Here is a 13,002-nt window from a genome sequence, read left to right as displayed (position 1 = left end):
TCACACGCCTTCCGTCCCTCGCTGGGGTCGACGGTCTGCCCAAATCCCCATAGCTCTGCGCCCGCCATCCCGCGGGTTCGTTCTTCCACGACTTTCGTACGCCTCGCGGCGCCCGAAACTCTTCAGGGAAGCGGACTTTAGCCCTTTGCCCCTAAGCAGACGTTCTGCGTCGGACGCAACTGAGTGGTACAAGCTGCATCAAGATCTGCCATCAGGGATACACCGACCCCTGCCACCTCACCCAAGCGAATTGAGCGAGTCGGAATCGAGGTGTTTGAGAATTCGCTTGAGTGCCACGCGGTTGTTTTTATCGTCCGTGCTCTCAAGCGCATCCTGAAGGACAAGGCGGATGTCTCCGGCCTCGACCTTCTCCATGTCCCAGTTCGGATAGAGACGCTCTCGTTCTTCCTCGCTCTGGCTGAGCGAAACGATGTCATAGTGGCGCTTGTCGCGATGCAGGGTTGCGATCAGTTTCCGTATCTCGGCGGCTGGCCCCTCGATCCACTGGAAGAAGACACCGCTGCCGAACACGAGCACCCCGGTGATACCATGGGCGAGATTGTTGCGTTGGGCCGTCTCGACGATGCGAGCGACTTCGGCGTCGTCAACGCCCCCCGCGGCCCGACTGCAGTAGACGAAATGGTAAAGTTTGGGCAGCGCCGCTTCGTCAAATTCCGCGCCGCGCGGAATGCCGTATTCGTCGAACATGGATGGGCACTCCTACCTGGATCAGCTAGACGCTGCTCGAACCCTGTCTGTACCGATATTCGAGAAAAGGTGCGGGTCAAGTCAGTCAGAAGGCATCCCAAGTTCATCCATCAGGCCATTATTCACGGAAGCCTATGATACATCGTGCTCGGATTGAGCAGCAAGCCGCTCGAATATCTTGATCGCTTGTGGAGGAGTGGCCCGATCTATGGCTCCGTCGGCAACCTCGGCCTGCGACCACATCCATGAACGGGCGGGATCGTCACGCATAGCCCAGGTGGGAAATAATCGATCCGTCACGGTCTGATAGGATATGCGCCGGATCTCCAGATGTCGGTCGTCCCTCAAGATCCGGGCATAGGTCGCATCCAGCGCATCGGCCGTGCCCTCCAGCAACTGCATGTAGACATCCGCCCGGCAAATGAGGGCGCCCGTGATCCCATCGCGCGTGTTGCATCGCCGCGATTGCGAGAGGATGCCGTTGAGCATCGCTTGATCGAATCCGAAAGGCCGTGAGGCATAGATGAGCTGAACGAGAGACATTGCTGCGAGATCCCATCAGTCACTTGGATCGGTCGATGAATCCACACTCGCTCACGCGAAGGCCGAGCGATGAGAAATCGCCTCGGCGAGGATGGATTTGCCTCAGGGCGATGTCGAGCGTTTGGATTGAGAAGACGAGAGCAGTCTTTGTGCGAGCAGCACCGCGGTAGGAGCGTCGACCGCCGAGGCGTCGGCGCCGACCCGTTCGACATATTCCGGATGCTCAAGAAAGACGGGTCCCCCGACGATGACGCCGATCGACGGGTTGAGCGACGCCCGCCGTACCGCCTGGATCGAGATAGCGAGTTGATCGAGGTGGCTCTCCCGGCTCAGCGTCAGACCCACCACGCCGAACAACTCCGAGCCGACGAGATCGGCGATTTCCTCCGGACTGGAGGCCAGGCCGCTCGCCACATGCCAGCCGGCCTTGCGCATGAACTGCTCGACGATCGCCAAGCCGAAGGTGTGGCGTTCACCGGGTGCCCCCATCAGGAGGATACGACGCCCATCATCATAGGGAGCGATGCCTCCGTCCGACCGGAACGTGGCCAGAAGGAACTGGAGTTGGGCGAGGCCGGCCGTGACCTCGATGAAGTCGCACAGGTCGTCATCCCACATGCGACCGAGCAAGGCCGCAGACGGTGCCAGAAGATCGAGGAACAGGTCGTCGACGCAATAGCCCTTCCTCATCAATTCGGAAAAGGCGTCCATGAGTGCTCTGACGTCGTGCCCGAGGATCAGGTCCGTGAAGCCGGCGACCGCTTCCGTATCGAGCTTCGGCAGGATGTCCGACCGGACCTGCCTCTCGCCGCGATCGAGCAACATCAGCCGGGGGATGATGTCCGTCTGAACGATGCGGCCGAGTGCCAGCGTCCGCTGTCGTGCCTCTTCGGCAGACCGTCGTCGTGCATAGTCCTCTCGGACATACGCCGCTTCAGCGATTCCCGCCGTGATCAGACCGGCCCACTCTCGGTGGGGTGATCCCAGATCCAGCATTACCTCATCCCCATGGTCGGGGGTTCAGATCCCCGTTTGTTCCTGACCGTTGTCCGGCGAGTACGAGGCGCAAAAGAGCTGCAAATGTGCGCGTTGTAAAGAAGACGACCTTCCTACCGCGCGCCCGGCAAGCCAAGGACGTTGGGCGTTGTGACTCTTCGCGGAGACATTCCGACGGGTGGCTCAATCGGCCATCGCTGCATCATGCCGTGGCCAATTAGCGCGACCAGCTACGATCAGGCTGTCAGCCAATCATGCTGCCCGTGGTCGCCGATGGCACGTACTCAATCCTGGTTTGAGGTGCCTGCCGGATCATTCCGCGGGTGCGGAGTGGAGCCTCGATGCCCACGTTGTGAAAGATGGCCAAACACAGAATTCACAAAAAATATGGTCGACATGTGTTATCGATTTTAGGCTTCCTTGACGACGACAAGACCGTTTGAGAGGCGACCCTGATATTTGTTTTACTGTGATCGAGTTCCACTCCGATCTATGAGATAAGGTCGTAGTCTGCACGATGTGCGTCTTTAAATTGAGCGCCAGCTGTGTTATTTGCTATATAGTTTAATATATTTTGTAATTGCAATACCGACAGCTTAATATCTATGCCCATTAAAATTTTCTAGAAAATATGCGTCGGGCGATATTTCTCGCATATTCTGAAATTAACGTGTATCACTTGCTGGAACTCAGCAGGAAACGCCGTGAACAGCCGAAACGCCATCGAAGCCTTGACGCTTCAAAACCAACGCCTGACGGGAATGCTTCGCGGCATCGATAACGGCCTGTGGTGGGCGACGGACCCTGCCGCCAAGTTGGATGCCGACAAGATACTCGTGCAGGCCGAGATCATCCGGGCTGCGCTCGACGAGACGAGCGTCATCGCTGCGAGGATCGCTGCCTGACGGCTTGATACGGTAGCGGCTTGCCGAGTCATCGAGGATCAACCTGATGGATGTCGTTCTCACACCTACGGGCCCAACGGGTAAGGCTTGGACGTTGAAGGACCGTCTTGGACGGAACCTCGGAAGCATTGGCGAGACAGGAACCGGTGATGATTTCCGGATCTTGCCCGAAGCGTGGGGCCTGCTCAAGAACGTGAAACGGGGACACGCCTCCCTCGATGCCGCCATGTCGGCCATCGCCGGGGCGACCAACGGCGCGTGCACCCTTGACAGCGGGGATTGGGAGTGACGCCGAAGGCGATTGCATCGCCTTGTCGATGTTCACCGGAGGGTCTCATCGCGACGACCGCGATGTCGGGACCGGAGGAAGCGGTGGTGGGGTCCTGTAGCGGACCTGTCACCATCCTCATCGCGGAAACCGACCGCATCGTTCGGTGGGCCATCGCCGAAACCCTGAAGCATGCCGGCTACGCGACGACGGAGGTCTGCACGGCCGCGGAAGCGCTGGCTGTCCTCGAAGGTCCGGCACCGGTAGGCATGCTGATCACCGGACGCAGCATCGTCGGCGGTGGAGTCGCCCTCGCCCACCTGGTTCACCACGGTTGGCCGTCCATCGGCATCATCGTGACCTCGGCAATCGGACGGCACCATCGGTACGACCTGCCGCCGGGCACACGCCTGCTCGGGAAACCGTACATGTTTTCGGACATCGTCCGCGAGGTGGAGTCCGGACTGGCATCGGTCAGGGAATGGGCATCGGCCTGCGCGCAGACCCACGACCCGCTCGTGAGCCTCATGACCAGTGTTGGAACGGTCCCCTATTCCGCCGATGGGATCGTCGCCTGAAGCCGACGGGTACCGCCCACGTGCCGACGGTGCAGGCCCGCCGGGTTGGGAAGGCCCGGACCAGACGGTCCACCGAGCTTGGCCCGGTATTCACGCACTGATGTCGAATATCGGGTACTGATCCCTCGTGCTGGATATTGAGCACGCCCACGGAGGGCACATGCTCAGTCCACTCATCCAGAAGCTTGAGGGCAGGTTTACGCTTTCCGAGTCCGACAGGTCGGCGCTGAGGTCTGCGAGTTGCCGCGGGCGCCGGGTTCGACCCCGCACGGACCTGGCCTGGGAAGGAGACCTTTCGGATCACGTGCAGATGATCAGGAGCGGCTTCGCGTGCCGCTACAAAGTTCTCGCGGCGGGCACCCGGTCCATCGTTGCCTATGTCATCCCGGGGGACATCTGCGACCTCAACGTCGCGATCCTGGGTGCCGTGGACCACAGCATCGGCACCATCGACGCCTGTGAGGTGGTCTCCATTCCACGCCAGGTCCTTGACGACCTCACGGGCAACCACCCGACCCTGAACCGCGCCCTGCGTTGGGCCAGCTTGGTGGACGAGGCGATCCAGCGCGAATGGCTCGTGAACATGGGCCGTCACACGGCCGAGAGGCAGGTCGCCCATCTCCTCTGCGAATTCCTTTGGCGACTCCAGGCGGTCGGACTTGCGGGTCGGGACGGCTACGAGCTTCCGCTCAGACAATCGGACCTGGGTGACGCGACGGGGATGTCGAGCGTGCACGTCAACCGAACGCTCCAGAAGCTCAGGGGAACGGGCCTCGTCAGACGGGAGGGGAGGTACTACTCCTTCCCGGACGTCGAGGCGCTGCAGGCATTCGCGCAGTTCGACCCGAAGTACCTTCACCGCTCACCGGGAGGCGTCGACGATGCGCCTTTGCGCCAGCACTGATTGAACGGGACCTCGAACGCGGCGGCTTAGAACCGGAGACCCCGGATTTGCAGATTGTGAGATCAGCCAGGCGCTCGCCGCCGCCGCAGTCCATCCTGACGACCAGGAAAGGCTGGCGGATAACATGCAGGGACACGCGTTTGCGCTATCGGCAACAGAACCAAGGAGGCTGGACGCGCGAGCGACTGTGGCCTTGATATTTCCAGGGTTAAGGTGAAGCCACGAGACGGACTGTTACAGGAGGTGAGCACGTGCGGCCGCTATGTCAGCTCTGATACTTTACACGAACAGAAGCGGACGTGCAAAAAAACTCCCAACTTCGCGTTAAAGCAGGCCGGAAAATATCACAACAATTTTACTATCTTGCAGTATAAACACAATCGATTATAATTCTAATCACAGATAATTTTTGTCTGCCGCATATGATACGAAAGATCGCCTTCTACTTAATTCCGGCTGATCCCGCACCTTTCTCGACGCGGAAGTTTGGAAGGATGCGCTAACACCATGTTGATGCGACGCCTGATCGCAGTCTTTGCAGCCGTCGTGCTTTGGTCGCTGTGGGTGCTCTGCATCCTCCTGATCCTCCCGGTGCTCCTGAATGTTCCTGGTCAGGCCACCCCAGGAGAAATCGCTCTTTGGCTCGCGGTCCTTTGTGCAGTCGTCAGCTATCCCATTCTTCTACCGGTGTTGGCGGTTCTGAAAGCGTGGGCTGGTCGCAAATCCAATTCTACGTTACTTGCGGTAACCCACACTGCAATCTGGGGAGCTTTTGTAGGGGTCATGGCAATCCTCGCGACCCTTGCAGGTGCCTTCTATGCCCACGAACAGGCTCGCCCGATGCTGACCCGAGAAGAAGGGTTCACCAACTCCTACGCGAACGCGATCCTTCGACAGGATACTGCGTGGATGGACCGCATCCTCAAGGAGGGGGCTCACGTCGATCACCCCATGTCACTTGGCAGCACGCCCGCCTCGATGTCGGCCGCCTTCGGAGATTGGTCCCTAGTCCTGTTCCTGCTCGGTCGCGGAGCCGATCCGGATCGAAAAGACGATCACGGCAGGTCAGTGAGGACGCTTGTAGCTACACCTCCCGCACCTCCTCGAAACCCGACCGAAGCTCACGCATTGGATGGCGTCCGCGCACTCCTAGGCAAGCGGTGAACGCGGTCCCTAATCGCCACTCTATTCGAACAAGCCGCCAGACCGCCTTTTACCCAACCCGGTCGCGAAGGCTCATCATCAAGGTGCCGGCTAGCGGACGTTCCGGGCTTTTGCAAAGGGTCGGAAGCGGGCGCGGCGATAGCGTCCGCTTTCTTGCGTTGCTGCCCGAAAGCGGACCGGCGGAAATCCACCCAACCCAGTCGTAGAGCGGACGGACGGGCCCCGACCCAACCCGGCCGCTCATCGCGTTTCGGCGCCTGCCTGTAAGCGGACGTTATTCTGAAGCCCGCTGTCTAGGTAGGACCAACTAAGCACTGCCCAACCGCTTTTCGATTGCTGCGCCAAAGGAACAGCCGTTTCTCCGCTGAGTGAAGCTCCCCGGGAGAACTTCCGACCTGCAGACCGAATTTGGGCCGAGGGCAAGGAGCGCGTCTCGCTCCGGACCGTGTGGGCACGGGTGAAGCTGAACGCTGGGGGGGCCGGCAACAACCAACCGATTGGCGAGCATCTGGCGGAGTGGACCCGGGAGCGCGTGTACAGCCTGGTCATTGAGCTCGCGGGCTTGCCGGAAGCGGTCGAGACGGGGCTGGCGAGGGCCCGGCGTGGCGTTGTGGAAGGCGGCGGAGGCCGAGGCCGCAACGATTATGGTGAGGGAGCGCCTGCGCATCGCGGAGGCCATCGCCGCGGAGCGGGAACTTAGGCAGAAAGCGCTCGGGATGGTGGACGCGCGGGACGCCTTCATCGAGGCCCAGCTCAGCGAGATCGCGTGGTTCGTGGACGAGCTCGAACGGCCGAAGGTTCACGTGGCGATGGTCAAGGCCCGGGCGTTCTGGCGGACCGTGGCGCAGGAGATATGGAACATCCTCCCGGAGCGGGAGGCGATGCACCTCGGCGACATCGCGAAGCGGATCGGCCATGAGTTCGGCAAGGAGGCCGAGGACCATCCCGGGGAGTGGGGGCCGGAGTTGCTCCGTGGCGTGATCGACCAACGGATCAACTTCAAGAAGCTGTTCGCGAGCGACGGCAGCGGGCGCTACCGCAGGCGCAGGCCGGAGGACGACGTCGCGGCCTGATGGCTTACTTGACCAGGCGGTGCCGTGCTCCGCAGGGTGGGGGGCCATGCCACGATGGCGGCGAGACGCGGAACCCGCTCGCAGGTGAACGATACGACGGTCAGGCGGCGATCACGCGAAGACGTTCCCCGCCTTTACTCCCCGAGATCTCGGACGGAGCGCTTCGCGTCCGATTGCGACCCGCCGCCTTGGCCTCGTACACGGCCGCATCCGCCAGAGCGTAGAGATCCTCCGCCCGGGAGACACCGGAGGCTGTCCCGATGCTGACGGTGACCGCTCCCGCAGCGATGCCGGCCATGCCAACCGTCAGTCGCGACACCTGGGCATGCACCTCGTCGGCGACGCGCAGCGCGCCTGCCTCGTCGGTCTTCGGAAGCAGCAAGACGAACTCCTCGCCGCCGATCCGGCAGACCAGGTCGCCAGGCCGGTTCACGCCGGCCTGAAGGCAAATGGCCAATCCCTTGAGCACTTCGTCGCCGACGGTGTGGCCATGCTTGTCGTTGATGCGCTTGAAGTGGTCGGCATCGACCATGAGCAGGGACATCGGCTCGCCGGTCCGGCGTGCGTCCGCGCCGGCCCGTGCGTAGGCATCCTCGAACCGGCGGCGGTTCGCCAAGCCGGTTAGCGCGTCCGTGCACGATAGGCGGGCCACCTCGGCATGCATCTCCGCCCTGCGCCTGAGTTCCCGGCCGAACAGAAGCGATAGGGCGATGGTCACCCCGCATAAGGCCAGGACGATGGCGGCAATGCCGAGCGCCTTCGTCCGCCATTGCGCCTCGACGTCGGCCGTGCCGACGGCGACGTTGAGGATCAGCGGCAGGTCGCCCACCTGAGTGAAGGCGTAATGTCTCTCGACACCGTCGCGGACGGACGTCCCGATGAAGGCGCCGCTGCCCTCGCGGACGAAGCGGTCGAAGTTCGGCGTGCCGGCGATGTTCACTCCGATGTCGGCCTCGGCATAAGGGTGGCGCGCGATCCGCGTCCCGTTCCGGAGGTAAAGGTTAATCGCGCCATCGCGGCCGAGGCCGATCCTGTCGAACAGGCGGGTGAAGTAGGCCAGCTTGAGGGTCCCGAGCGCGACGCCGCCGAAGGAACCGTCAGGCTTCGAGATGCGCCGGCTGAAGGGAAGCATGCGCTCGCCTGTCAGGCGCGATACCAGCGGCTGGCCGATATGGAGGCCAAGGTCGAGGCGAGCCTTGTGGGCCCTGAAATATTCCCGGTCGGCATAGTTGCCCTTGCGCGGCGGCCAGGCGGCCGCATCGACCGCGATCTCGCCCGACTCGTCGATGACCAGTAGGACGCCGAGGTCCTTGGCGGTGGCGGCGCGGTCGAACAGGATCAGTTGCCGCGTCCGCGGGCTCGCCTCCGAAGTCTCTGGCGCCCGCAGGTTGTCGACGATGCCCTGCAGCGACAGGTCGATGAGCTCGACGTTGCGGGCGATGTCGCGCTCGACGACCTGCAGCAGGTTCCCTGAGGTCTGCTCGGACCTGTCCCAGGCGTCGCGCCTGAGGTCCAGCAGCATGAGCCCCGACATCACCAGCATGCCGATGGGCGCCAGCACGCCGAGCGCGACCCAGTTCCGATTGGACGTCAGCGCTCGCATCAGGCGGTCGGGGACGGACATCACCGGGCGTTTCCAATCTTGGTCGCCACGAATGTCGCGCATGGGGTCTGACCGGACGGTTAAGCACCCGTCATGACAGCCTCGGAAGCCGTCTCGCGCCCGACACGGCGCATGGAGAACAGTCCCGAACGAACCGAAGTCGATCCGGACCCGGTTTGGGCCGTCGCCTAATCACGGCCCGCTTAGATGGCCGGGGCGTGACCCCGGCGCATTCGGCGGTATGAGTGAGACGTCGTCCCTGGGCCGAGGCGACGCAGGTGCCGACGACGGCATCTTCTATCGCCCCGTGCTTGAGGCCGCCTCCAAGACCTTCCGGTGTCGCCGAGGCCGCGATCACGAAGGTCTCGCCGCAGGCAGATCCCGTCGAAGGCCCTTGAACCATCGATGAGGGTCGGCGCCGGATCACCGACGACCACCCTCTTCCTGGGGCGAGGCGTCCCGGCCGGTGACGGACGGGTTCCCGGCAGGGAGGACCGTCGTAGGCGTCGAACGGGGGTTCCGAGCCGGCCCTGATGCGGGCCTACGCGGATGCCTTGGCCAAGGGAAAGTCGTCGATCCGGCTGCGGATCGTGCCCTTCGACGGCGTGCGCGAGAGTGCCGAGGCCCTCCGGGACGGCAAGGCCGACCTCGCCATGGTCCGGCCGGACGTCCTGCTGCCGCGCAACGGGCTCACCCTGGCGGTCCTGCGCGAGCAGGCGACCTTCGTGGTCGCGCCTCGCCAGGCCGGCATCGACGGCTTCCCCGCCCTCGCGGGCAAGCGGCTGGGGATCCTGGCACCTCGGAAGGCGGACCATGCCCTCGTGCGGCGCCACGGCCTGGAACTGCGGGACGACGTTCCCGAGGGCGTGGTGCCCGGACAAGTCGTGGCCCTGGCCCCGGTCGAGGAAGGGGATATCGGACGCTTCCTCTCCGAGGGCCGCATCGCCGCCGTGATCCTGCTGACCACGCCGACGTCGGCGGCCGCGCAACGCATCGTCGGGATCGTCCGTGGGGCGGACGCGAACGGGGAGGCGACGCTGTTCGGCGCACCCGACGCCGCGTCCACCCTGGCGCGGCTTCCCCGGCTGCAGGCCGTCACCATCCCGGCCGGCCTCTACGACGGGCAGCCACGCCTCCCGGCCGAGGACGTTCCGACGGTCGGGTCGTCCTACCGCCTCATGGCCCGTTCGACCTTGTCCCGGAGCGTCGCCGCGGAGGTGACCCAGCACCTGTTCGAGATGCGGACGCTCCTGTCGGAGGCCACGCCCGCGGCGGAGGACGTGACACATCCGGCCTACGACACCACCGTTGGCTCGACGAGCGCACGCCTGCCCATCCACCCGGGCGCCATCGACTACTACGAGCGCGAGCAGGAGAGCCTCATCGAGCGCTACGAGAGCTGGATCTACCTGGTGGCCATCCTCGGTGGTGGCCTCGGGTCGGTCGCCGCATGGCTGCGTCAGCGTGTGGGGCGCGTCCGCCGAGAGCGCATCGAGGTCGCGACCCTGCGGTTGCTGGAGATCCGCTCGAACGCCCGAGGTGCCACCGATCGGGTAAGGTTGGAGGCGATGGCGGGTGAGACCGACGACCTCGCTGCGAGCATCGCCAGGCATGCGATGAGGCGGACGAGTGAGCCCCGCACCCTGGCGGCGGCGGCGCTCGCGGTGGACGCGGTGCGTTCAACCATCGCGAGGCGTCTCGGTCGTCCGGTGGATGCGGACGCGACGGCGGACCGATCCGAGGAAGGCCAAGCATGATTTCGCCGACGAACGACATCGCCTTCGAACGTGTGCGCGAGTGGGTCTTCGAGCTCCGATACCGCAACCAGTGGCCGGAGGGCCTCTATCTTTCCACTTCCCCGAGTATCTCCCCGGTCTTAGGGTCAAGGTCGAACTGCATCGCCTTGCCGTTCTTCATGCCTTCCCCATCCCAATGACCATCCTCAGCCTCGATCTTGATGATCGAGGTGTATCCCGACAACATGAGCTTCTGCTTGACCTGCTCCACCGGCATCCAATCCGGTCCGGGCTGGCCAGCCAGGGCGACGCCCTGCAGGCCAACGCTGAATACCAGCATGCAGGCGATCACTGGGAATCTGATCATTTCTGACATCCGGGATACGTATTCGGTAGAAGCATTTCAGCGATATCACTTGTACGACAAATCATCGCCGACGCTCCATCCTCAATTGGTGCGGCTACCGGTCACCGTACTTCATGGATGCATCCATTGTTTAGAACGTAGCGACTGCTTGGCAGTGACAGGTCAGCCCGCCCGCCGGGCAAGGGCCTCCAACGGGCAAAACGTCCGGATCGTTCGTGTTGGGCCGCATGCGAAGCCGGCAGCCCCCATGAAATGCGGTCCGGCGGTCAAGCCTTCGGCGCACGCGCCACGTCCTCGACGGGAGCGCACGAGGAACGCGGATGCGACCTGGGCGGCGGGGTCGACCATGCGCCGGTCCCGGGGTGGGATCGCGTTCGGCCGAAGCCCTCCGCCTTCGGTTGCGGGAAATCCGGATCAGGTCTCCCTAAGCCCGGGCTTGGCGCCGGGTTCGAACGTGAACGTGACGCCGGCCTCCTCCAGCACCTGCCGCACCACCCTAAGCGTGTCGGGGCGAGGCTTGATGGAAGACGTCGCGTCCTCAAGGCGCACGATGGTCGAGACGGACACGCTCGCCCGTCGAGCCAACTCGTCCTTCGACAGGCCGGTGATGCCACGCGCACCACGGATCTGGGCCGGCGTGACGATCGGCTCCCCGTCGTCCGATGCGTAGGTCGCCCCCCCGGATGCACCCTTAGAGAAACCGTAGCGGTTCCGTCCGGGTACGCTGAGGCACACCCCAACCCATTCCCGCACCGAGCCGTCATGGTCGAGGATCGGCACCCCGCGCGCATTGAACCAGCGGTAGATGCCGTCGGCGCACAGCACCCGGTAATCCGTGTTGTACGGGGTGGCGTGCGAGACCGCGGTCGACCACGCCGCCGCCGTGCGATCGCGGTCGTCGGCATGGATGGCGTCGAGCCAGCCCTGCCCGCTCATCTCCAGGTGGCTCTGGCCCGTGAGCGCCTGCCATTGCGGCATCTCCAGGGGCTCGCCGTCCGGTCCGTTGATCCAAAACACCGCCGCGGTCGCGCTCAGGAGGGCGTTGAAGCGGGCGTGACGCTGCTCCATCGACGTGACGCTGTCGTGTCGTCCCGTGACGTCGAACACCACGCCCATGCCCTGGTTCGGCCTGCCGTCCGGGTCGAGCATCACCTCGGCACGGTGGAGGATCCAGCGCTTCGTGCGGTCCGGGCGGATGATCCGGAACTCCCGCGTGATCGGCTGCCCGCTGCGCAGCACGGAGATCTGGTCGCCATGGGCAGCCCGGTCGTCGGGGTGGATCAGATCCAGGCCGATCCCGAAGCTCATCTCCTGTGCCGGATCGAGGCCAAGGATGCGATAAAGCCCGACCGAGGCTTCCACCCTGTCCTTGCGCATGTCGGCGGTCCAGAAGCCGACGTCGCCCATGTCCTCGACCAGCTTCAGGAGGTTCCTGGAGGAGAAGGCAGGCGAGGTGGGTGGCACCGCTTCGCCCTCTGACTGCGTCAGGCGCATCAACGAACGCGTCGGCATCCCCCCTCCTTGCCCGTCACGGCGGAAATGGACGTTTTCGTCTGATCGAAGCGTCATCGACGCCTATGATAAGACGTTTATGTCGAGCAGTTTCATCCGGTATCGGGCAGCAGGCTCAATTGACGACTTGGATCGATTGCCGAAGCGTTCAATCTAGCCCTATCTAGGGGATGCGCGCGCTTCTGATTTTGGCATCGCTTGCCTTGGCCTTGATCTATTATCAGAGCCAGGATGCTGGCTCAGACCCGTCCCCGGACGCTGCGGTCCAGCCTGAGCATTCCGAACGAGAGAAGCAGCGGGAAGAGGCTATCGCGCGCCGACGATCCGAAGCGAAGCTGGCAGCCGAACGTTCGAAGGTGGCAGTTCCCATCATCGAGGCCGCGCTAACGGAACTTACCGCAAAAGGGGTAACACGCGCCGACCTGAAGGCTCACTTCTATGAAGAGATAGAGGAAGAGGTTTGCGACGCTCGGGAGTGTCGCGAGGATTAGCGGCCCGCCCGCCCTGCGCGTCGGTTCGGTTCGAGACATGACGGTCCCAGCCCGTCGGCGATCAAAAGCCCTCGGTCCATCGTTGGGTACGCGTTCGACCGGGCCGTCACCGCGGCCAATGGCGACGGCCAGGCCACGAACCTCGCAGTTGGCC

Annotated in this window: 14 protein-coding genes; 8 read left to right on the top strand and 6 right to left on the bottom strand. The window is 63.6% G+C overall.

The window, feature by feature from the left end; translation table 11 throughout:
- Positions 1 to 237: 237 nt before the first annotated feature.
- From FV234_RS13385 to FV234_RS13375, 3 genes are all read right to left on the bottom strand, one after another.
- Positions 238 to 708 (bottom strand): BLUF domain-containing protein, encoded by a 471-nt coding sequence (locus FV234_RS13385; protein ID WP_147829740.1) that lies wholly within the window; start codon positions 706 to 708, stop codon positions 238 to 240.
- A 132-nt stretch (positions 709 to 840) separates the two neighbouring features.
- Positions 841 to 1,251, bottom strand: a complete 411-nt coding sequence (locus tag FV234_RS13380; protein ID WP_147829738.1) for a BLUF domain-containing protein — start codon at positions 1,249 to 1,251, stop codon at positions 841 to 843.
- 102 nt (positions 1,252 to 1,353) lie between these two features.
- Complete coding sequence (locus tag FV234_RS13375; RefSeq protein WP_147829736.1) at positions 1,354 to 2,247, bottom strand: cobalamin B12-binding domain-containing protein; 894 nt, start codon at positions 2,245 to 2,247, stop codon at positions 1,354 to 1,356.
- Between the two features lie 704 nt (positions 2,248 to 2,951).
- Between FV234_RS13375 and FV234_RS13370 the strand changes: the two genes are divergently transcribed.
- From FV234_RS13370 to FV234_RS13345, 6 genes are all read left to right on the top strand, one after another.
- The gene (locus FV234_RS13370) at positions 2,952 to 3,152 is read left to right on the top strand and encodes a hypothetical protein (RefSeq protein WP_147829735.1); all 201 of its coding nucleotides are present in this window, start codon (positions 2,952 to 2,954) and stop codon (positions 3,150 to 3,152) included.
- Positions 3,153 to 3,198: 46 nt separating this feature from the next.
- On the top strand, positions 3,199 to 3,441 hold the full coding sequence (locus FV234_RS13365) for a hypothetical protein (protein WP_147829733.1): 243 nt from the start codon (positions 3,199 to 3,201) through the stop codon (positions 3,439 to 3,441).
- 62 nt (positions 3,442 to 3,503) lie between these two features.
- Positions 3,504 to 3,998, top strand: a complete 495-nt coding sequence (locus FV234_RS13360; RefSeq protein ID WP_147829731.1) for a response regulator — start codon at positions 3,504 to 3,506, stop codon at positions 3,996 to 3,998.
- Between the two features lie 160 nt (positions 3,999 to 4,158).
- On the top strand, positions 4,159 to 4,902 hold the full coding sequence (locus FV234_RS13355) for a Crp/Fnr family transcriptional regulator (protein ID WP_147829729.1): 744 nt from the start codon (positions 4,159 to 4,161) through the stop codon (positions 4,900 to 4,902).
- A 507-nt stretch (positions 4,903 to 5,409) separates the two neighbouring features.
- Positions 5,410 to 6,066, top strand: coding sequence for a hypothetical protein (locus FV234_RS13350; RefSeq protein ID WP_147829727.1), 657 nt, complete (start codon positions 5,410 to 5,412; stop codon positions 6,064 to 6,066).
- A gap of 602 nt (positions 6,067 to 6,668) precedes the next feature.
- On the top strand, positions 6,669 to 7,139 hold the full coding sequence (locus tag FV234_RS13345; protein WP_147829725.1) for a hypothetical protein: 471 nt from the start codon (positions 6,669 to 6,671) through the stop codon (positions 7,137 to 7,139).
- 100 nt (positions 7,140 to 7,239) lie between these two features.
- Here FV234_RS13345 and FV234_RS13340 read toward each other — a convergent pair whose 3' ends face one another.
- Entirely contained in the window at positions 7,240 to 8,763 is a 1,524-nt protein-coding gene (locus FV234_RS13340) for a sensor domain-containing diguanylate cyclase (RefSeq protein ID WP_187273677.1), read from the bottom strand.
- 512 nt (positions 8,764 to 9,275) lie between these two features.
- Here FV234_RS13340 and FV234_RS13335 point away from each other — a divergent pair.
- A complete protein-coding gene (locus FV234_RS13335) occupies positions 9,276 to 10,499 on the top strand; it encodes a TAXI family TRAP transporter solute-binding subunit (protein ID WP_147829721.1) in 1,224 nt (407 codons plus the stop codon).
- Between the two features lie 85 nt (positions 10,500 to 10,584).
- Here FV234_RS13335 and FV234_RS13330 read toward each other — a convergent pair whose 3' ends face one another.
- Complete coding sequence (locus FV234_RS13330; RefSeq protein ID WP_246686192.1) at positions 10,585 to 10,818, bottom strand: PepSY domain-containing protein; 234 nt, start codon at positions 10,816 to 10,818, stop codon at positions 10,585 to 10,587.
- A gap of 441 nt (positions 10,819 to 11,259) precedes the next feature.
- Positions 11,260 to 12,339 carry a PAS domain-containing protein gene (locus FV234_RS13325; protein WP_246686193.1) on the bottom strand — a complete coding sequence of 360 codons (1,080 nt, stop codon included), beginning with the start codon at positions 12,337 to 12,339 and terminating at the stop codon, positions 11,260 to 11,262.
- A 188-nt stretch (positions 12,340 to 12,527) separates the two neighbouring features.
- Between FV234_RS13325 and FV234_RS13320 the strand changes: the two genes are divergently transcribed.
- Positions 12,528 to 12,848, top strand: a complete 321-nt coding sequence (locus tag FV234_RS13320; protein WP_147829717.1) for a hypothetical protein — start codon at positions 12,528 to 12,530, stop codon at positions 12,846 to 12,848.
- Positions 12,849 to 13,002: the final 154 nt, after the last annotated feature.

The organism is Methylobacterium sp. WL8 (assembly GCF_008040045.1).
GTDB classification, from domain to species: domain Bacteria; phylum Pseudomonadota; class Alphaproteobacteria; order Rhizobiales; family Beijerinckiaceae; genus Methylobacterium; species Methylobacterium cerastii.
Note: the sequence above shows the minus strand (reverse complement) of the source record. Positions and strands in the feature narration are given on the sequence as shown.

Excerpts from the sequence above, each read along its gene's own strand:
- FV234_RS13320 (WP_147829717.1), top strand. The coding sequence starts at position 12,528 with ATGCGCGCGCTTCTGATTTTGGCATCGCTTGCCTTGGCCTTGATCTAT.
- FV234_RS13340 (WP_187273677.1), bottom strand. The coding sequence starts at position 8,763 with ATGTCCGTCCCCGACCGCCTGATGCGAGCGCTGACGTCCAATCGGAAC.
- FV234_RS13330 (WP_246686192.1), bottom strand. The coding sequence starts at position 10,818 with ATGCTGGTATTCAGCGTTGGCCTGCAGGGCGTCGCCCTGGCTGGCCAG.
- FV234_RS13365 (WP_147829733.1), top strand. The coding sequence starts at position 3,199 with ATGGATGTCGTTCTCACACCTACGGGCCCAACGGGTAAGGCTTGGACG.
- FV234_RS13375 (WP_147829736.1), bottom strand. The coding sequence starts at position 2,247 with ATGCTGGATCTGGGATCACCCCACCGAGAGTGGGCCGGTCTGATCACG.
- FV234_RS13385 (WP_147829740.1), bottom strand. The coding sequence starts at position 708 with ATGTTCGACGAATACGGCATTCCGCGCGGCGCGGAATTTGACGAAGCG.
- FV234_RS13325 (WP_246686193.1), bottom strand. The coding sequence starts at position 12,339 with ATGCGCCTGACGCAGTCAGAGGGCGAAGCGGTGCCACCCACCTCGCCT.
- FV234_RS13360 (WP_147829731.1), top strand. The coding sequence starts at position 3,504 with ATGTCGGGACCGGAGGAAGCGGTGGTGGGGTCCTGTAGCGGACCTGTC.
- FV234_RS13350 (WP_147829727.1), top strand. The coding sequence starts at position 5,410 with ATGTTGATGCGACGCCTGATCGCAGTCTTTGCAGCCGTCGTGCTTTGG.
- FV234_RS13335 (WP_147829721.1), top strand. The coding sequence starts at position 9,276 with ATGCGGGCCTACGCGGATGCCTTGGCCAAGGGAAAGTCGTCGATCCGG.
- FV234_RS13355 (WP_147829729.1), top strand. The coding sequence starts at position 4,159 with ATGCTCAGTCCACTCATCCAGAAGCTTGAGGGCAGGTTTACGCTTTCC.
- FV234_RS13380 (WP_147829738.1), bottom strand. The coding sequence starts at position 1,251 with ATGTCTCTCGTTCAGCTCATCTATGCCTCACGGCCTTTCGGATTCGAT.